The 18,020-nt window shown below is 47.6% G+C and carries 14 protein-coding genes and 1 pseudogene; 3 read left to right on the top strand and 12 right to left on the bottom strand.

Going from position 1 to position 18,020, the window contains the following annotated elements:
- Positions 1 to 52: 52 nt before the first annotated feature.
- The 3 genes from AC6R05_RS23040 (at position 53) to AC6R05_RS23030 (ending at position 3,196) form a co-directional block, all read left to right on the top strand.
- On the top strand, positions 53 to 736 hold the full coding sequence (locus AC6R05_RS23040) for an SDR family oxidoreductase (protein ID WP_500648779.1): 684 nt from the start codon (positions 53 to 55) through the stop codon (positions 734 to 736).
- 85 nt (positions 737 to 821) lie between these two features.
- Positions 822 to 2,015 carry an MFS transporter gene (locus tag AC6R05_RS23035; RefSeq protein ID WP_500648778.1) on the top strand — a complete coding sequence of 398 codons (1,194 nt, stop codon included), beginning with the start codon at positions 822 to 824 and terminating at the stop codon, positions 2,013 to 2,015.
- Between the two features lie 74 nt (positions 2,016 to 2,089).
- Positions 2,090 to 3,196: an alkene reductase gene (locus AC6R05_RS23030; RefSeq protein ID WP_500648777.1), complete on the top strand. Its 1,107-nt coding sequence runs from the start codon at positions 2,090 to 2,092 to the stop codon at positions 3,194 to 3,196.
- A gap of 269 nt (positions 3,197 to 3,465) precedes the next feature.
- On the opposite strand, the gene rlmJ is transcribed toward AC6R05_RS23030, so the two are convergent.
- The 12 genes and pseudogenes from rlmJ to AC6R05_RS22970 all read right to left on the bottom strand — a co-directional run bounded on the left by rlmJ (position 3,466) and on the right by AC6R05_RS22970 (position 17,835).
- The gene (rlmJ, locus tag AC6R05_RS23025; protein ID WP_500648776.1) at positions 3,466 to 4,335 is read right to left on the bottom strand and encodes a 23S rRNA (adenine(2030)-N(6))-methyltransferase RlmJ; all 870 of its coding nucleotides are present in this window, start codon (positions 4,333 to 4,335) and stop codon (positions 3,466 to 3,468) included.
- Positions 4,336 to 4,535: 200 nt separating this feature from the next.
- Entirely contained in the window at positions 4,536 to 5,474 is a 939-nt protein-coding gene (gene secF, locus AC6R05_RS23020; RefSeq protein ID WP_500648775.1) for a protein translocase subunit SecF, read from the bottom strand.
- Positions 5,475 to 5,476: 2 nt separating this feature from the next.
- The gene (secD, locus tag AC6R05_RS23015; RefSeq protein WP_500648774.1) at positions 5,477 to 7,276 is read right to left on the bottom strand and encodes a protein translocase subunit SecD; all 1,800 of its coding nucleotides are present in this window, start codon (positions 7,274 to 7,276) and stop codon (positions 5,477 to 5,479) included.
- 161 nt (positions 7,277 to 7,437) lie between these two features.
- A pseudogene (locus AC6R05_RS23010) lies at positions 7,438 to 7,719 on the bottom strand (hypothetical protein); the annotation flags it as partial.
- Between the two features lie 403 nt (positions 7,720 to 8,122).
- A complete protein-coding gene (locus tag AC6R05_RS23005) occupies positions 8,123 to 10,912 on the bottom strand; it encodes a M16 family metallopeptidase (RefSeq protein WP_500648773.1) in 2,790 nt (929 codons plus the stop codon).
- Positions 10,913 to 11,089: 177 nt separating this feature from the next.
- A complete protein-coding gene (locus AC6R05_RS23000; RefSeq protein ID WP_500648772.1) occupies positions 11,090 to 11,899 on the bottom strand; it encodes a LytR/AlgR family response regulator transcription factor in 810 nt (269 codons plus the stop codon).
- A gap of 37 nt (positions 11,900 to 11,936) precedes the next feature.
- Complete coding sequence (locus tag AC6R05_RS22995) at positions 11,937 to 12,965, bottom strand: sensor histidine kinase (RefSeq protein ID WP_285468027.1); 1,029 nt, start codon at positions 12,963 to 12,965, stop codon at positions 11,937 to 11,939.
- Positions 12,965 to 14,332 (bottom strand): hypothetical protein, encoded by a 1,368-nt coding sequence (locus AC6R05_RS22990; protein ID WP_500648771.1) that lies wholly within the window; start codon positions 14,330 to 14,332, stop codon positions 12,965 to 12,967. Before AC6R05_RS22990 ends, AC6R05_RS22995 begins: the two co-directional genes overlap by 1 nt.
- 10 nt (positions 14,333 to 14,342) lie before the next feature.
- Positions 14,343 to 15,098 (bottom strand): outer membrane lipoprotein-sorting protein, encoded by a 756-nt coding sequence (locus AC6R05_RS22985; protein ID WP_500648798.1) that lies wholly within the window; start codon positions 15,096 to 15,098, stop codon positions 14,343 to 14,345.
- Positions 15,099 to 15,156: 58 nt separating this feature from the next.
- A complete protein-coding gene (locus AC6R05_RS22980; RefSeq protein ID WP_500648770.1) occupies positions 15,157 to 16,437 on the bottom strand; it encodes an ABC transporter permease in 1,281 nt (426 codons plus the stop codon).
- Positions 16,425 to 17,123 (bottom strand): ABC transporter ATP-binding protein, encoded by a 699-nt coding sequence (locus AC6R05_RS22975; protein WP_500648769.1) that lies wholly within the window; start codon positions 17,121 to 17,123, stop codon positions 16,425 to 16,427. The genes AC6R05_RS22980 and AC6R05_RS22975 overlap by 13 nt, the downstream gene beginning before the upstream one ends.
- A gap of 28 nt (positions 17,124 to 17,151) precedes the next feature.
- Positions 17,152 to 17,835 carry a hypothetical protein gene (locus tag AC6R05_RS22970; RefSeq protein ID WP_500648768.1) on the bottom strand — a complete coding sequence of 228 codons (684 nt, stop codon included), beginning with the start codon at positions 17,833 to 17,835 and terminating at the stop codon, positions 17,152 to 17,154.
- Between the last annotated feature and the right edge of the window lie 185 nt (positions 17,836 to 18,020).

The raw sequence follows: 18,020 nt of genomic DNA, 5'->3' as shown, positions 1-18,020 counted from the left end.
AATCGAATAAATATAATGGCAACCATCAGCAGAACACGCAGGAATTCAGAACATGAACAACGTAGTAACGAACCAAGAAAAAAGCACTTTCGTCATCATTGGTGGCACGTCAGGCATTGGTAAAGCATTAGCGATGCAATTGAGAAACGAAGACAACACAGTACACATTGCAAGCCGACATACAGGCGTTGATATCAGCAATGAAAAGTCGATTTGCGAGTACTTCGAATCGATTGGTCCCTTCGATCATTTGGTGGTCACGGCTGGCTCATCTGCTCCCGCAGGAAAGGTGACCGACGTTGCTCTTGAAGACGCAAAAACGGCATTTGATACCAAATTTTGGGGCAGTCTGAACGTCGCCAAGCATGCGGCACGTTACATCAAACCCAAGGGTTCTATCACGCTTACCACAGGCATGTTGTCACGCAAAGTGGTCGCCGGCACTTACGTAAAAACCGCTATCAACGCCGCACTAGAGAGCGTGACTAGAGTGCTTGCAAAAGAACTCGCGCCTATTCGAGTGAACGCCGTCAGCCCAGGCTTAACCATGACCGAAGCCTACAAGAATATGGACGACTCATCTCGTAATGCCATGTACGACAACGCCAAGAATAACTTACCTGTTGGCAAAGTTGGTGATGCTTCAGAGGCCGCCATGGGCTACCTGTTCGCGATTAACAACTCATATGTGACTGGCTCAATTATCGACATCGATGGCGGTGCGCTACTCGGCTAAAACACCTCGCAAAGACATAAAGAACAACCGTTAGGACGTGTACCGAAGCGTCCTAACACACCAGAATTTACATAGGCATATCATCATGAAAAAAGAACAGATCCCATTCCAAGTTTGGATACTGACACTCGCAGCATTTGCAATCGGCACCGCTGAGTTTGTTATCGCCGGTATCCTTCCACAAATTGCCACATCCCTTTCGATCACCGAAGGCCAAGCAGGTTATCTAATCAGTGCTTACGCGTTAGCTATCGTTATCGGCGGGCCAATCTTAACCATCTACCTTGCACGCTTTAATAAGAAGATGGTACTGATTGGATTAATGGCGCTATTCATTATTGGTAATGTCTTGTCAGCCCTAGCGCCTAACTATCCATTACTGCTCGCTAGCCGTGTGATTGCTGGCTTAGTTCAAGGCCCCTTCTATGGCATCGGTGCGGTTGTCGCGACCAACCTAGTGTCGGAAAAAATGGCAGGCCGCGCGGTTGGTCAAATGTTCGCAGGCTTAACACTGGCTAACGTTCTTGGCGTTCCTGCTGGTACATGGATTAGCTTGCAGTTCGGCTGGCACACCACCTTCTTTACCGTTGCTGCACTTGGCACCATCGCAATGATTTCTATCCTAACGTCAATTAAATCAAGCGGTCATAGCGAAGCGAAAGACATCAAGACTCAACTAATGGCATTTAAAAATCCAATGCTGCTTATAAGCTTGGCGATCACCGCTTTTGCTTGGTCTGGGTTTATGACGCTTTACGGCTACCTTGCGCCTATCGCCATGCACATCACCGGCTACGGTCAAGACTCCGTCACTTGGATCTTAGTCATTGTCGGTGTTGGCTTAATCATAGGTAACACATTGGGCGGCCGCTCTTCCGATAAAGATTTAGGCAAAGCTTCCATGTTTTGGGCAATCGCGATGATCGCTTCACTGGTTGTGGTAGGCCTAGTGGTAGATAACAAAATCCTATTCGTCGCAGCTGCATTTGTCTTTGGTATTGCATCATTTGCGAACGTTCCTGCCATGCAACTTCGAGTAATGAACCACGGTGGCGAAGGACAAGAACTTGCTGCTACAGCCAACATTTCAGCCTTTAACCTAGCGAATGCCTTCGGTGGATTCCTTGGTGGCATGGTACTCGACAGCCAGCTAGGTGCAGGCATGATTCCATTCGCAGCCATTGTTGTTCCTATCATTGGCTTGCTACTTATCGCCAAAGCCAACCGAGCTGATAAGCCACAAAGCAACTCGATTTTCAGCCCAGCTGAAAGCAAGTAATCCGCTCTATAACCCGAATACAAAACTAAAAAGCACAGAATTAAAGAACACCGAATTAAAACAAGGTAGAGACCATGAACAAATTATTCGAAACATCAGAACTCAAAGGCCTAGCACTGCAAAACCGTGTCGTTATGGCACCCATGACACGCGCTCGTACTAGCCAACCTGGAAACGTGCCCAACGACATGATGGCGACCTATTACCGACAACGTGCTAGCGCTGGGCTTATCATCACTGAAGCGACGCAGATCTCTGATGACTCTCAAGGTTACTCATTCACTCCCGGCGTTTACACCGATGCACAAATTGAAGGTTGGAAATCAGTAACCAAAGCAGCCAAAGAACAAGGCGCAGCAATATTTTGTCAGCTCTGGCATGTCGGCCGCGTGTCTCACCCTACCTTTCAAAAAGGCGAACTGCCGATAGCACCGTCAGCTTTAGCTCCGATAGAAACTCAGGTGTGGATTTCTGATGAGAATGGCAACGGCAATATGGTCGATTGCATCCAACCAAGAGAGATGACCCAAGCAGACATCGATCGAGTGGTTCAAGATTTTGCGAACGCAGCAAAGAAAGCCATCGAAGCAGGCTTTAATGGTGTCGAGATCCACGGTGGCAATGGCTACCTGATTGACCAGTTCCTAAGAACCAACTCAAACAAGCGCAACGACAACTATGGTGGAAGCCGTGAGAACCGACTTCGCTTTTTAATAGAGGTGGTGGATGCCGTCATTGATGCAATTGGTGCAAACAAAGTGGGCGTGCGCTTGGCGCCATTCATCACCTTCAAAGACATGAACTGCCCAGACATAGTGCCAACGATTTTAGAGGCTGCAAAAGCACTGCAAGCTCGTGATATCGCTTATCTCCACTTGTCAGAAGCCGACTGGGATGATGCACCGGTTATCCCTGAAAGCTTCCGAGTCGAGCTAAGAGAATTATTCTCTAACACCATTATCGTCGCAGGCGGCTACACGCCACAGCGCGCCGAAGAAGTATTAAGCAAAGGCTACGCGGATCTCGTCGCATTTGGTCGCCCATTTGTTGCCAACCCCGATCTGGTATCACGCCTGCAAAACGGCAGTGAGCTAGCACAACTCGATGGCGCCACTCTATTCGGCGGCAAAGAAAAAGGTTATATCGATTATCCTACGTTAAAACAGCTTCAAACGGTGTAAAAGCTAAACGATAGGCAAAAGAAAGGCTCGCGTGACTAGTGCGAGCCTAATGCTGTTTAGGGGGTAAACTGCATAGATTGAAATGGAGATTATTTGTTTAAGTGTGTCGCAATTCAAAGCTGAATTTGGGCAACTCTCCGTTTGTAAGTCTCAGTTTTAAATGATTAACAAGAATTAATCAACTTTTATAAGTTAGAGCTAGGTCAATTAAAACCTTATCTTTTACAATGACTTATTAACACAGTGTTCGCTAAGCTATATCAACTTAGTTATGCTAAGCCACGCATTTGCCAATACCCTTCTCCATGGGTTGCCAGATCTCGATGCAAAAACTCCAGAATATCGGCGACCTTGCCTGCAAGTCCTTGTGGCGGATTAAACAATAGCAGCCCACTACCTATCAGGCGGTCATCCCCTTTCGGATCTCGCAATCTTAACTCAGCCTTAATTGGGTTCGGCAACTCTTCCGATTGCATTGCATCAAAGCAGTGGCTGAGGATCAGCGAGCTCTTATCTTCGGTGTACAGCGGGTACCAAATTAACGCCGACACCTTATCTGACTTCTGATAGGCCTTGGCCAGCGCATCGATAACCGCAAGATACTCATCGTCGCTCTCATAAGGCGGATCAATTACTACCAATTGATGTCTGTCACTCTTGGCGACGACTTCTGGAAGTGCTTTCAACCCATCTCCAGCACTGACATGCAACGCACTTGAAACGCCACGCTGCTGCTGAATTTCTTCAATGTTGGCGCGCAGTAAATCCGCCTCAGATTGCTGAATATCCGAAAAATAGAAGCTGTCTTGGCTGCGCCCATGCTGATAAGCAATCGCTGCCGATCCCGGGTAGTCAGTTATCAGTTGATTAGGGTTGTAGTATTCCAAGATCGAGATAAATGATGAGAAAGCACTTGGTAGATAACCCTTGTTGCGCCATAGATACCCGACGCCTTCGGCAAATTCGCCCGCATGATTGCTCGGCGCTGTGGTTAGGTCGTATCGCGCAGTCCCTGAGTGCGTGTCAATCACGGTCAAACTTGAGTGCTGCTGCATGAGCATTTTAACGAACTCACTCAATACTGGATGTTTGAGTGCATCCCCGTGATCGCCTACATGACATTGATGTCGATATTCCATTGCTTTGCCTCATTTCCAACTAACATCTTATAAACATAAGTCATATTGGATAGAGGTGCTGCGCCAATGTGCAGATTTTTGAAATAGAGTCACTTTATCTAACCTATTGACCACACTAAAAATAAGGCCCCAAAACCGAATCCAGTCTTGGGGCCATTTATTGTGTCGAACTCTAAATGCTCAATGCGAAGCATATTGGATTAAGGACGGCTATCTTCCAGCTCATCAACCGGCTTTACTTGGTAGTGACAAGGCTGTAAGCCAAGTAATTTCGGAAGAGTGATACCAACCGAAATTGAAGACCATGTACCACTCGCGATACCCACAACCAATGCAATCGCAAAGCCTTGTAGCACCGCACCACCAAGCAACCAAAGCGCTGATACCGTCAACAACGTCGTACCTGAGGTCACCATAGTACGAGAGAACGTTGCTTTGACTGACTCGTTAAGTAGGTTGTCAGTATCGCCGTTAGGGTTGCCACGCAGCATCTCACGTACACGGTCAGCAATGATGATCGAGTCATTCAGTGAGTAACCCAGAATCGCTAACACCGCCGCCAGTACTGTTAGGTTAAATTCAAATTGAGTCAAAGCGAACAAACCGAAGATGATGGTCACGTCGTAGATGATTGCAGCCAGAGCACCTAGAGCTAAACGCCACTCAAATCGGACACTTAGGTAGAGCATGATCATTAAGAAACATACCAATACCGCCAAGCCACCTTGGTCAACCATGTCTTGACCGACTTGAGGGCCTACCACACTGCTGTTAAGCACTTTCACTTGGTCACTCACCGATGCCAAGGCATCAACTAGGCTTGTTTGCGATGCTTCCGTCAATTGACTGTAACGAATGGTCCAGCGGTCTTGTTCTGCCATACCCACCACTTGTACGTCTTGTTGGAAAGCGGTATCAAGCTCGGTTTTAAGCGCATCTTTAGTCACTTGGTCAGAGAGCTGAACCTCAGCAACCACACCACCTGTAAAATCCAAGCCCCAGTTAAACCCTTTCACGGCCACCAGCATTACCGAGCTCATGAACAGCACGATAGAGATTACCGACATCACCTTGCGCAGGCGAGTCATATTACTGTCTGAAAAATAGCGGTCTGACATAGTCATTTTTGAAGTACTCATGCTTAAATCCTTACATCGTGGCGTTGGTCACGACCCCAAACCAAATTGATGATCGCTCGTGAAGCAAAAATGCCCGTAAACATACTGGTTAGAAGACCTAAGCCCAGTGTCAAAGCAAAGCCTTGAATCGGCCCATTACCAATGGTGTAAAGAGCGACAGCGACAATCATGGTGGTGAAGTTAGCATCGAAGATTGACGAGAACGCGCTATCAAAGCCACGATCGATAGAGCTAGCGAAGCTGCGCCCTTCTTTCATTTTGTCTCGAATACGTTCGAAGATAAGTACGTTGGTATCCACCGCCATACCAACGGTTAATACCAAGCCCGCAATACCTGGCAGGGTTAATACCGCGCCCGGTAGCAATGCGATCAAACCAAATAGCGTCACCATGTTTAGGATAAGCGCGCCATTCGCGACCCAACCAAGGCGGCGATACCATAGCGCCATAAACGTCAGAGTAAGACCAAGGCCCAATGCTAGAGCTGCAAAGCCATTAGTCACGTTTTCTGCACCCAAAGATGGGCCAATGGTACGCTCTTCAATGATGGTCACAGGCGCAGTCAATGACCCAGCACGAAGCAACAGAGCCAGCTCTTGCGCTTCAGCCATGGTACCTGCACCTGTGATTCTGAAGCGGCTACCCAATTGAGATTGGATGTTCGCAACGCTGATCACTTCGCTGGTCTGTTCGCTGTTACCGGCTCTGTCGCGGCTGTATTCGCTGTACACAGTCGCCATTGGCTTACCGATGTTGTGACGAGAGAACTCAGACATTTTCTTACCGCCGGCTGAATCCAGCGTGATGTTTACTTCTGCGCTACCCATCTCACCAATGCCGCTGCGTGCATCGATAATGTGTTCGCCACTAAGTACAGCTTTGCGAGCGACAACAACACGATTTCCGTCAGTGTCTTTTAGCGTTTGAGTGTTACGTGTTGGGTTATCGTAGACAGAGTAGAACGCCAGTGAAGCCGTCGCACCAATTACGTCTTTCGCGGCTGCAGGGTCTTGAACACCCGGAAGCTCGATACGAATACGACTTTCGCCCTGGCGCTGAATTGAAGCTTCGGTGATACCTAGCTCTTCAATACGGCTGCGCATGATTTGTAGGTTTTGTTGAACCGTTAGGTTGCGAAGCGTGCGTTGTTCGTCTTCTGATTGCGTCAGGGTCAGCTTTTTGTCTAAACGGTCACGTAGCCATTGCGGGAACTCTTCACGAATCAGCTTTTGCGCCTTTTCAAAATCCGCATCGGTACGGAAGTTAAATTCCACTTTGTTGTTGACCACTTTGCCGCGGGCATAACGTACTTGGCTTGTGATCTCGTCAACCATAGCTTGAGCTTGCGCGTGGTAAACCGGAGCCATATCTACTTCGAGTAAGAACTGCACACCACCACGTAGGTCAAGGCCAAGCTGAATCGGTGCAAAGCCCATATCAGTCAACCATTTTGGTGCTGCTGGCTCCATTGCTAGCGCTACCGTCGCGTTGTCTAGAAGGCGTTCATTAAGCACTTCTTTGGCTTTCGCTTGCTGCTCGGCATCTTCTAAGATCACCACTAAACGTTTGTCTTTCTGATAAGCCGATTTAGCTTGGATGCCTTCGCTCGCAAGGTATTGAGTCACCTGCGTCGCGTCGATGGTTTTCTCAGAGCGATTGTTGATTTGAACCGAGGCATCTTCACCAAACCAAGAAGGTAAAGCGCTCAGAATCATGATGATGATGGTGGTGATAAGTACCACGTATTTCCACTTTGCGTAGTGGTTGATTTGTTTTCTTGGAATGCGTTTATTCACAGTCAAGATCTCTTATTTTGGCTAATATCTTGCGAACGAGATCGATGGCTAACCGCAACCAGAGCAAACTGATTGAACGGCAGCAGAGCACATTCGCGAATTGTTTTATGGATTGGCGAGATCAATGGACGTAGGGGCCATCGATACGACCAATCAGGGTCAAACGATTAGCTAAGAAGTTCTCGAAAGTGTGAATATTGAATATTGCCCTCTTTCCACCCCGACAAACGGGAAGGCGGAGAGCTAACAATACTGGTCCAGTGCTGTTTGAGGTCCAACATCGGGGTTGTCGCTAACAACGAAGCCAGTAAAGAAGGGGGAGAGAAGTCAATCAGCAGGTGATAGACGGGCTCAATATCACTTGAACCGTCTTGTTCATTGCTGAGTATTCGACGAAACGTGCTGGCTTGTAGACTCGATTCAGAGTCGTGATAGTGCGAGCCGTCCTCCATGGGAGGAATCAACTTGGTTTGTTCACACGCATGCCGTGCTTCAGAAGTATCTTTTTGAGAAGCTCGCGCCAGTTGCTGACACAAGTGACTGCTTGACGTCGCGGTTTGAAAAGGCTTTGCGGGAAACGAATAGCCATGACTGTTCACTAAGCCAAAACTCAGTATAAACAGCATCAACACTAAACGCGCGCCTAACTTCAACAATTCAAAACAATCCCAAATGGTAGAAACGACGACAATATATAACAGCAATGAAAGATACAATTGATTTAAAAGCGGCGTTATTCATATTTGACACAACGCTGACAATCTCGAACCAATAAAAAAGCCAAGCATAATACGCTTGGCTTTAACTCTGTTGCTTACCCGCTGAGGCAAATCTGCTCAGCTATCTACAGCATTACTTTTTAGGACGCAGAATATTCTTGTAGTGGCGGCTATTCTCACCAAACAGACGTTCGGCAAGCGCATCCATATCTTGGCGGGAGATAGAATCCACCGTCCCTTCTACATAAAACAACGCCTCCATACCAAAATCATGCATATTATAGCGAGACACAAACCAAGCTTGGTCGACAGGCGCCGATTCTAGTGGTGCGAAGTCATTCACGAGTTGTTTGCCCGCTGCCCTTAACTCGTTGTCAGAGATGCCTTTCAGTAGGTCGGCCATGACCTTATCAATCGCAGTCTCAATTTTGTCCGCGTTGTCCGGAGCAATTAACGCGCCGATAAACCAATCGTAACTGCGTTCGCCATCTTGTGAAATCCAGTAGTTATAAGGAGAGTAATCCAAACTCAACTCTTCGCGAACATAAGCGTCTAGGCGTGTAGTTAAGATACGTTGCATCAAATCCGTCATAAACACTTCTTTAGCAGTTACTCCAACCTCAGGTTGAGAGTTCGAAGTCACTGCAGCTGGAATATCTGAGATCACTCGTAAGATATATTCCGAGCTATTCTCTGTGTTGACCGATAAGTCGATACGCTCTTTATTGGGCAGTTTATAAGGCACTGAAAAGTCAGGAATCGACGCCTCTTGCAAAGGAATCGAAGCCACATACTGGCTGACTAATGGCTTCAAAATGCTCGGATCAATATCACCAACGATCACCAACTGGTTGCGACGATCTTTACTAAACAAGGTATCGTGAAGTTGACGAACTTGTTCAACCGACACATTTTCTACCGCACTACCATCAATCAAGTAATGGCTGCTATTTACTTGGTAGGTATTGTGGTTCATCGCCTGTTCAAATTGCCCCATAGGACTTTCAAGAAAGGCCGTTCTTCCCTGTATAAACTCTTGTTTTACCGCGTCTAACTGCTTTGGCGAGATATTAGGTGAAGTGGCGATCGAGTAAAGCGCGGCAAAGGCTTGCTCAAGACCGTCTTGATAGAGTTTGAATTCAATACCGTGGCGGGTTGAGTCGATAAACGAGTACAGCTCAATCGTTTCTCTATCGAGATGCGCTTCAAGCTCAGACCCCGTGAAGCTGCCTAGGCCACTACGTGCGATGGTAGCAATAGCAATTTCTGTCGCCGGATATAGACTCGGATCGAGCGCCATTTTTCCACCAAGACTGGTGTAGTAGATTCCAACTTCGTCATTGGCATAGGTGTCTCGCAGGTACCACATATCTACGCCATTACTGAGGGTCCACTTTTGGATGTAGGGGTCAGCATATTCCTGCTCAACAAGCACCACTTCTCCGGTAGTGTTTGGAACAACAAAACCATGATCGTTAGCAACTTGTGCAACTTTAATTCCAGGTGCGGCATAAGCGGCTTTTAGGCTAGCTGTCGTCTCTGTGAGCGCATCCTTATCTTCACTACCATCAACTCCAATAACCAAGAAGTAGTCGCTAGACAGTAGACTGCGGATATTGGCGTTGATGGTGTCTAAGTTAAGGCTCCCGACAAAAGCCTCTAAGCTGGCTTTCTCATCTTTCGCCGATTGCATTGGTGCTTCAACAGCTAAACTACTAACCTTATAGTTAGCGAGATCAAGCCCATTCATGGCATCCCACTCACGCTCAACATTTTGAAGCCAATCTATGTAGTACTGTTTCTCACTAACGATTTCATCTTCAGAGACACCATAATCCCTCAATGAGGTCAGTGTAGAGATAAATTGCTGCTGGGAAACCTCACGGGATCCGACAGGAAAGGCGACACTGGCCAAAGAGTAACGTTGATACTCCATTGAGTAACGTTCTGAGAGTAGCCATTGAGTAGGCAGGGCTGCGTCATTAAATACCGAGCCCAAGCGCTGCTGGATAAGTCGCTGAGAGAGGTCATCTAACCAGCGTTGATGCTGCTGCTCATGAGTGTAGACAATTTCTGAACCTCGATTGAACATCAAGCTGAGGCTTGGCGATTCCCCACCTTTTACATACTCAACAAAGTCATTTTCGTTAAACGAGGTGATTCGCTGCTTCTCTGGTCGAGGCGTTTGGCCACGCTCCCAGTCTGCAAACTTCTCCTTGATAAGCTCAACTGCGTCTTCTTTGTCGACGTCACCAGCAACGACAACTTCAACGAGCTGAGGCTGATACCATGTTTGATAGAAGCTTCTTAGCCCTTGCTGATCTGCCGCCAAGACCGATGCTTTGGTACCCAACGCATCCTGAGATTCATACTGACCACCTTCGATAAAGTAGTCGTAAAATTTGTCGGCTAATTGCTTGTCTTCAAGTCTTGCATAGCGAAACTCGCCCAGAATCACGCCTTTCTCTTTTTCCACTTCAACGTCAGCAATATCAAGACCATCACCGATATCTCGCATCCAAGTCAAAGCTTGAGTTAATTGTGTGTTGTCTGGCAGGTCGAGTTGGTAGACCGTTTCTTGGTAAGAGGTGTAAGCATTTAAATCGGCACCAAAGCTAACGCCTGCATCTTCGAATAAGCTGATGACATCATTTTGCGAGAAGTTTTCACTACCATTAAACGCCATATGCTCAACAAAGTGGGCGTAGCCTTCCTGTTGTTCGGTTTCTTGGAACGAACCTGCATGCACCACAAGTCGAACCGATACAGGTTCTTCAATATCTCGGTAGACGTGATAAGTCAGTCCGTTTTCTAGCTGCCCCGATGCCCAAGCAGGATCAGATTGGATTCGATTTTCTGTAGAGATAGAGCTACAACCGATCAAGGTCACGCTCAATGCGACCACTAAACAATAATTTTTCATAACAACCTCTTACATGTCATTGCGTGACAATATACAGACCGAGTGAATAATTATCGTTTAATACTAAATCACATGAATATCTTTGTGATCAAGATCGTCATTTTATAAAATTCATCACACTATCCGTTTAATATCATAGCCTGTTCTATTTTACTAATAGAGCCACGACTAATCGACTTACATCCCTTTAAAAAGCCCTTGTGATGAACGGCTTACCGGCAGTTTCACCCCAGATACATATGCGGACATCTGCCCAGAAAAGCTCTTACTGACCTTATCGATAGCGGCAACTCGCACCACTACCGAGCGATGTATCTGCCAAAACACATCAGGCTCTAACTGACCGAGCAGCTCTTTGAGCGACGTGCGCAGAATAAATTCCTCAACAGCGCCAGCTTCTCCAAGCTTAAACACTGACACATATTTATCTTCAGCCTTGAAATAGAGCACGTCTTCCACTGCGATAAGATGGATATCATCACCCGAATGGGCTTTGAGCCACGTGAGATATTGTGGTGTGGCGACCGTTTGAGAGAGCTGTTGGATATGCTCCATTAACGATCCCATATCAACGGGAGAGGCGTTAGATTTGCGTACTTCCAAGCGATCTTTGAGTTTTTGACAGCATGAGAATAGTCTTTCCTCGTTGATCGGCTTGAGTAGGTAATCTGCGGCATTACGCTCAAACGCTTGCAACGCATATTCATCATACGCGGTAATGAAGACTACCAGTGGTGGGTTCGTCTGTCTTTGCAGCTGCTTTGCGAGAGCCATGCCATCAAGCTCAGGCATTCGAATATCAAGGAACACCACATCCGGTTGGTGCGCCTCAATCATCTGTTTCGCCTCGGTACCATTTTGTGCCCGACCAAGGATGTCGAGTTCTGGCCAAGCGTCAGCCAAGCTCTTATCTAAGTGATGGCGAAGCAAGGGCTCATCGTCCGCTATGATGGCCGTAAAGCCGTTATTGTTTGCCATATTCGCCATGATTCTTCCTTAAAATTCACACTGTAAATCGCCATTTCTATTGGCCTGAGAGCGGTAGTTTTAATTGAGCCACCACCCCACCAGCAGCTTGCTCTTTGATTGATAAGCTTGCCTGCTCATCAAATAACATCGCGATACGTTGGCGGATATTACTCAACCCTACACCATGACCGCCGCTATTGGACGAGCTCGACAACCCTAAGCCATTATCAACCACATCGATCGTTAGATACTCTTGCTCAGCACTGAATCTAATCGAGATCTCACCGCCTTCAGCCTTGGGCTCTATCCCATGAGTGAGGGCATTCTCAACCAAGGGCTGAATCAAAAATGGCGGGATCACTTGTGTTGAGTCGATTTGGCTCTTGTCGATGCTGAAGGTTAGGCGCTCACCCAAACGAATTTTCTGAATATTCAGATACGCATCCAGAAGGTCACTCTCTTGAGCAACGGTTGATTGTTCACTTCGGCTATTACGCAGTGTAACTCGCAAAAGCTCAGTAAGCTTATCCAACATCAGCTTTGCCTTACCACTGTCAGTCTCGATCAAAGCGCTGACTGTTGCCAGAGTATTGAACAAGAAATGCGGTTCAATTTGGCTTTGTAGCTGCTTTAACTGACTGAGTACAACCACTTTCTCTTGATCTGCTTGGCGACGCTTGGCTACTTCTAATTCATTGTCTGCACGTAGCTTTTGCTCTCTGGTGTAGAAATAGTAGTAGCTGACCGAACAGAAAATGACTCCAAGGAAGATCACCGACTTAAGCTCAGATATACCTTCCCCAAAGAAGCCATTCAACCAGTAGTGCGCATTGAGTGTTCCGACCGTTAGAGCAAATACCATTGAGATGGCGATCTCCAATAAGCGTGACGTATCAGGAAACAACTTGATGAGGACAAAAGAAGAAAACACCGCGCTGTAGCCAAAGCCAAAACTAATCATGGCACTGGTGAACAGTGGCCCTCCCCAGATACTTTGAGTTGTCACGCTAATCGCGACACAAAACAGGGTGGTCACTAACCAACTCTTAAACCAAGAGTACTGTTTACATCCAGATTCACTCATCAAAATCGTCCTTTAATATTTAATAGAATCATATGACTATCGGGCAAATTAGCGTAAGCAGAATCCTTATTTCCGCCTAAAAAGCGTGCAGCAAGTTCCAGTTCAACCGACGCACTGCCATTGTCTATTGCTTGATAGTTGATCCATTGTGTTGCGATGATTCCGCCGTCTTGTGGGGCGATCATCAGATCCAGAGTTGGGGTAACATCATCCAGCCACGCCCATGTAGATGCGCCATCAGCAAACCAGTGTCGCCAACCACTTGAGTCCAATGACCAGTGCGCCATCAGGTTGTGCTCAACAATATTGGCGTGCTGATACCCCTGCGTGTAAGCACTTGCCAAAGGCTGAGTGGCCGGCATCTGCGATAAGTCTTGGGCTCTATCGATTGCGGTTTGCCACTCAGAATCACTCCATGCGCGACTGTCATACCAATATTCGAGTACGATGTTGTGCCCGGTGTCGTTAGCCCATGTCAGCCCGACAAGAGCTTGAAAAGCGTCACCTTGCTCCTCTAGTTGAACTGGCTGATATTGATCATCAGGCAAACTGTACCCTAGGCTGTGGCGTTGGTAGACCATGGATCCATGAAACTCCCACGCTAGGTTAAGCACCGAAACTAAGCTCGCCCCAAGCAACCCATGTCTGACATCGTCATAGTAGGCGAGCCATTGATACTCATGGTCACCAATCAAGTTGTAGCGCTTAATTCCCACACCTTGTTGTTCACTCGCTCTTTCGAGCTGATTGACCTCTTGAGAACCCCACGAAGAGTCACTGTAAAGCAGGGTCCACTCACCGCTATCGTCAAACATAGAGAGTGATGCGACGCCCGCGCCCTCTTCCGCAACAATACCTACCGGATTTTGTCGGTAGGGCTTTATCACATCCAATGGCCGATAGCCGTAACCAACACCCCAATCGAGACGCATCTTACCCAGCGTGACATCGATATACTGATCTCCGAACAGCGAATTAGACAAGCTAACACTGTGTTGCCAAAACAGCTCTCGCACGATCAGCTGTGTATCACTGTGACTATCGGGGATCTCTTGTCGGCTCTGTTTGTGGTAAAGGTCATCGCCCTTAATCGAGAACAAGCCAAGCCATTGAGCATAATTCACTTCAAGATCGAGTAACGCATTCACAGACTGGCGATGATATTCAGGCTCACTCAACCATGGCGTTTCCCTTGATTGCACCGTTTCAGCGCTGACCTGCCAGTCCCAAGCTAGGCTCAGTTGGTTATCATCTGCCAATACGCTCGCGCTCAATAGAGAAGTTGCAGCGGTGCTCATTGCGACAACTCGCGCACACCAGCGTTTAGGGCTACCATCTCTCGTTTTCAAACAAGCCAAAGTGTTCATTACCACCAACCTATAGCCCAGACACACTGTTACGAGACAGATACGCAGGGTTGTAGTACTTATCCGCCAGTGACTGTTCGCTGATCTCTTGATACTCAATCAGGGTACGCTTATTCGGCTGAATCTTATCAAGCAGACTCATCGCAACCACACTTGGCAGCCCATTACGCTCTCCCTCATCAAACCATGCCTGTTTGGCTAGCTTTCCCGATCTTAAGTAGAGATCGGCTTTGATTGGGAATGCGCGATCAGTGGTTAACCACAAGTCGATCGACTGATAGCTTGCTCCCTTGGTTTTAGCGGTCAGTTTTAATTTATGTGTCGTTACCTGCTCACCGTTATCCAACTCAACGCTCTCTTGCTGCACCCACTCACCTTGATAATCCTCACTCCAAGTCAGTGTTGAGATGTCACCCACCGAGGCTTCACCCAAAAGTTTCTGCATTGGTGTGATGCGAATAGGTCGGCGCGACTTAGGCATGAGCAACCAGTAGTTGTCTTCAATCATCAGCATCTTTTGCCCAGCTTCCACTGCCGATTTAAAGATCACCAGTGATTCACGATTTGGACGTGTGTAGACGTTGTACTGGCGAGTTTTATCCAACTTATCATTATCAAAAAGATGCACCACCGACACCACCTTAGACGCTTGCTCACTGTTGAGTCGGTAGCGATCGGCTTTGGCAATCATCTCTGTCACTTGTTCAGAATCAACCGCCCAACTCGAGCCACTAAACAAAAACGACAACATCAACAAACACGTCATTACTGTGTGATGCCAAACAGTTTGGCTTGCGCGTCTATTCGAAATGGCATTTAGATCATTAAACATAAGTCAGCGCCTCCGTGATAGGTTTGTTTACGCCCTTACGAGCAGCAAAATAAGCAGCAATGAGACAGATAGCAGTCACACCAGCCATGGCGTAGGCCACTAATTCAAATGAGAAGTAGATATTTAACGGATAACCATCAGTTCGGCCTGGAGGCGGTGGCATTTGCACATCCACAACCAATAATAGAACTGTCACGGCTGCGCTGGCGAAAGCCCCAAGCAAACCACCAAGTACCGCTAACAGGCCAGCCTCTTTCAAGAATCCAACAATGATTTCAGATGGATAACTACCCAATGCCGACAGCGTTCCCATCTCTCGAGTGCGCTCTGTGACCGACATAGTCATGGTGTTAAACAGAGAAACGAAAACTACCAACGCCATCACCGCACCCATAATGCCGAAGATCCGATCGTAGAGATCTTTAACTTTAACGTAGAAGAACGCGCGATCTTGCCACGGAGTGATCTCGATCTGCGAGCTGTCCGCATCGCCGTTGCGCTGTGCCAGCTTTTGTTGCAAGCGTTGATCAACCTGACTTGTCAATTGAGTCTCAAATAAGAATACTGACAGTGTGCTAACTCGATCTGTAGCCAGCAGCTCTTGTGCTTGGCTGATATGAACATACAGCTGGCGTTTATCTAGCTCAGGAACGCCAGTTGAGTAGATACCTTGCACCTTAAAATCGAAGGCATTAAGGGCCCCATCACTAGTGGTCGCGAGCAGCGTAACCCAATCGCCAATGCTCACCTTGAGATTACGCGCCAGGTCTTTCCCCAGCATCACTTGCGGCTCAGAATCGTCGTATCTTGGTGAATCAACACTGGTTAGAGTCTGCCCTTGTCGAACATCTAAAAACGGCCCTTTCATGTCGAATTCACGCTCGTTAACGCCTGTTCCCATAAAGATGGTCGACTTAGAACCATTGGAAACAAGGCCACTAAAGTAGACTCGTGGCTGAACACCGCGCACATCGCTGTCGCCAATGATCATCTTTGTCAGTTCATCTGCGTTTTCTAAACCGTTGCTTAATGGCGTATCTTCGTCCTGCTCAAAGTAACCCGGTGTGCTCAGTGTTAAGTGCCCAGTATCGCGCGCGGTCGACTCTCGCAAAGATTCATAGGTATAAAGTCCATACCCACCTGCGGAAGTGAGTGCGAACACGGCAATCGCCACGATCAAAACTGACAACAAGCTACGACGCCCATTACGCAGGAGATTGAGCCACGCTAGGCGCAGAGAATGTAGAAACCCAAACTGCATTAACTTGCCCATGAGACGGCCTCCTGATTCATTGTTGAGGTCACGATCTTGCCGTCCACCAGCTCAATCACTCGATCACAGCGGCTAGCCATTCTTGGATCATGGGTGGCGACAATAAATGTGGTGCCAAACTCGTGGCCAAGCTCGCGCATAATGTCGATCACTTTATTAGCAGTGTGGCTATCCAAGCTTGCTGTCGGTTCATCGGCAATCACTAACTTAGGCTTGTGGACCAAAGCTCGAGCAATCGCGACGCGCTGTTGCTGACCACCTGAAAGGTTATCTGGTCGATGGTGAACGTACTGCTCTAAGCCAACACGCATCAACATCTGCTGCGCTTGCTTGTGTTGCTCTTCAAGGCTTAAACCATTGAGCATCAGAGGGTAAGCGACATTTTCCAGTGCAGTCATGACAGGCACCAGATTGAATTTTTGAAATACAAAACCTAAAGCGTGGCGACGAAAACGCGCAGCGGGAATAGCTTGTTCTGGGTAGGGCTGCCCTTCTATAGAAATCATCCCTTGGTAATCTCGGTCCAACATTCCTAGGATATTGAGCAAGGTACTTTTGCCTGAGCCTGAGGGGCCGCATAACGCCACCATCTCGCCTTGCTCAATCGCTCCAGAGACTCCATTAAGGGCATGCACTACCTGCTCACCTGTTCTGTACCGCTTTTTAATGGCTTCGAACACTATCATCTTATTACCTCCCTTGTTCGAACGGATATTATTGAGCCTGACTGACGAGTGCCTTCGCCGTCATGGTTTCAATGTTGCTGCTATCTTTCTCTTCCATTACAGCCAACCATGATTGTGCTTGTGCGAAGTCTTTTGCTCGAATCGAGGCGGTGACCGCATAGCGGTAGATCCACGCTGTCGCGGCGAAGTTCTGATGTGCAAATTCGTCTTCAGATAGCAGGTCTAAATAGAGGTCATAACCACGGTCAAAGTGGTTAAACATATCTGGGAGAGAGGTATAGGTGGTCGCCGCCATTGCGCGGGTGAGGTAGGCTTCTGGCAAGCCTTGCACTCTCTCCTGCTCAGCCACAGGCTGCTCGACGCTATTTAATAGAGTCAAAGACTTATCAATGGTAGCGAGCCCTTTTTCGACATATTTCATCTTGTTCCAAGGCAGAAAAGCATCGCGCCCTTGAAGGGTTTCAGTACTGCCCAAGTAGACCAAGGTCAGCGGTGTTGCACCTTCCTTGTCGAGAATCGATTGAAGGACATCATGCGCCGCTTCAACCATATCTTCATCACCTTGAGCCGCTTGGTTGTACATAGAGAGTGCTTGTGGCGTTGGGTTAGCTGATACAGGCGCACTTACCGCTAGCCCAAAAGCGAGTGTCGAGACAAAGAGAGACGTTTTAATCGACTGCAGTGCATTGAATGGAGTATGGCTTGCTTTCATCGTGGTATTCCCTTTCCTGTTTTGATGATGAAAGGTTAAACCGACTGATGAAAAGGATTTTGTGAATGCGACAAACGGTCAATCTGAGGCGTGAGTGGTCAAAACCGTGCGTGAGCAGTATAAAAAACGTGCGCGAGTGGGGAGAGAAGAGCTCGTCTCTTATTCCAGACTAACCTTCAATTTCA

It is taken from the genome of Vibrio sp. R11-SG3-ISO9 (genome assembly GCF_059834255.1).
This window is presented reverse-complemented; position numbering and strand designations above follow the sequence as displayed.

What these genes read in the sequence shown, in the direction of transcription:
- AC6R05_RS23040 (WP_500648779.1), top strand. Translation starts at nt 53, where the DNA reads ATGAACAACGTAGTAACGAACCAAGAAAAAAGCACTTTCGTCATCATT.
- AC6R05_RS23035 (WP_500648778.1), top strand. Translation starts at nt 822, where the DNA reads ATGAAAAAAGAACAGATCCCATTCCAAGTTTGGATACTGACACTCGCA.
- AC6R05_RS23030 (WP_500648777.1), top strand. Translation starts at nt 2,090, where the DNA reads ATGAACAAATTATTCGAAACATCAGAACTCAAAGGCCTAGCACTGCAA.
- rlmJ (WP_500648776.1), bottom strand. Translation starts at nt 4,335, where the DNA reads ATGGAATATCGACATCAATGTCATGTAGGCGATCACGGGGATGCACTC.
- secF (WP_500648775.1), bottom strand. Translation starts at nt 5,474, where the DNA reads ATGAGTACTTCAAAAATGACTATGTCAGACCGCTATTTTTCAGACAGT.
- AC6R05_RS23005 (WP_500648773.1), bottom strand. Translation starts at nt 10,912, where the DNA reads ATGAAAAATTATTGTTTAGTGGTCGCATTGAGCGTGACCTTGATCGGT.
- AC6R05_RS23000 (WP_500648772.1), bottom strand. Translation starts at nt 11,899, where the DNA reads ATGGCGAATATGGCAAACAATAACGGCTTTACGGCCATCATAGCGGAC.
- AC6R05_RS22995 (WP_285468027.1), bottom strand. Translation starts at nt 12,965, where the DNA reads ATGAGTGAATCTGGATGTAAACAGTACTCTTGGTTTAAGAGTTGGTTA.
- AC6R05_RS22990 (WP_500648771.1), bottom strand. Translation starts at nt 14,332, where the DNA reads ATGAACACTTTGGCTTGTTTGAAAACGAGAGATGGTAGCCCTAAACGC.
- AC6R05_RS22985 (WP_500648798.1), bottom strand. Translation starts at nt 15,098, where the DNA reads ATGACGTGTTTGTTGATGTTGTCGTTTTTGTTTAGTGGCTCGAGTTGG.
- AC6R05_RS22980 (WP_500648770.1), bottom strand. Translation starts at nt 16,437, where the DNA reads ATGGGCAAGTTAATGCAGTTTGGGTTTCTACATTCTCTGCGCCTAGCG.
- AC6R05_RS22975 (WP_500648769.1), bottom strand. Translation starts at nt 17,123, where the DNA reads ATGATAGTGTTCGAAGCCATTAAAAAGCGGTACAGAACAGGTGAGCAG.
- AC6R05_RS22970 (WP_500648768.1), bottom strand. Translation starts at nt 17,835, where the DNA reads ATGAAAGCAAGCCATACTCCATTCAATGCACTGCAGTCGATTAAAACG.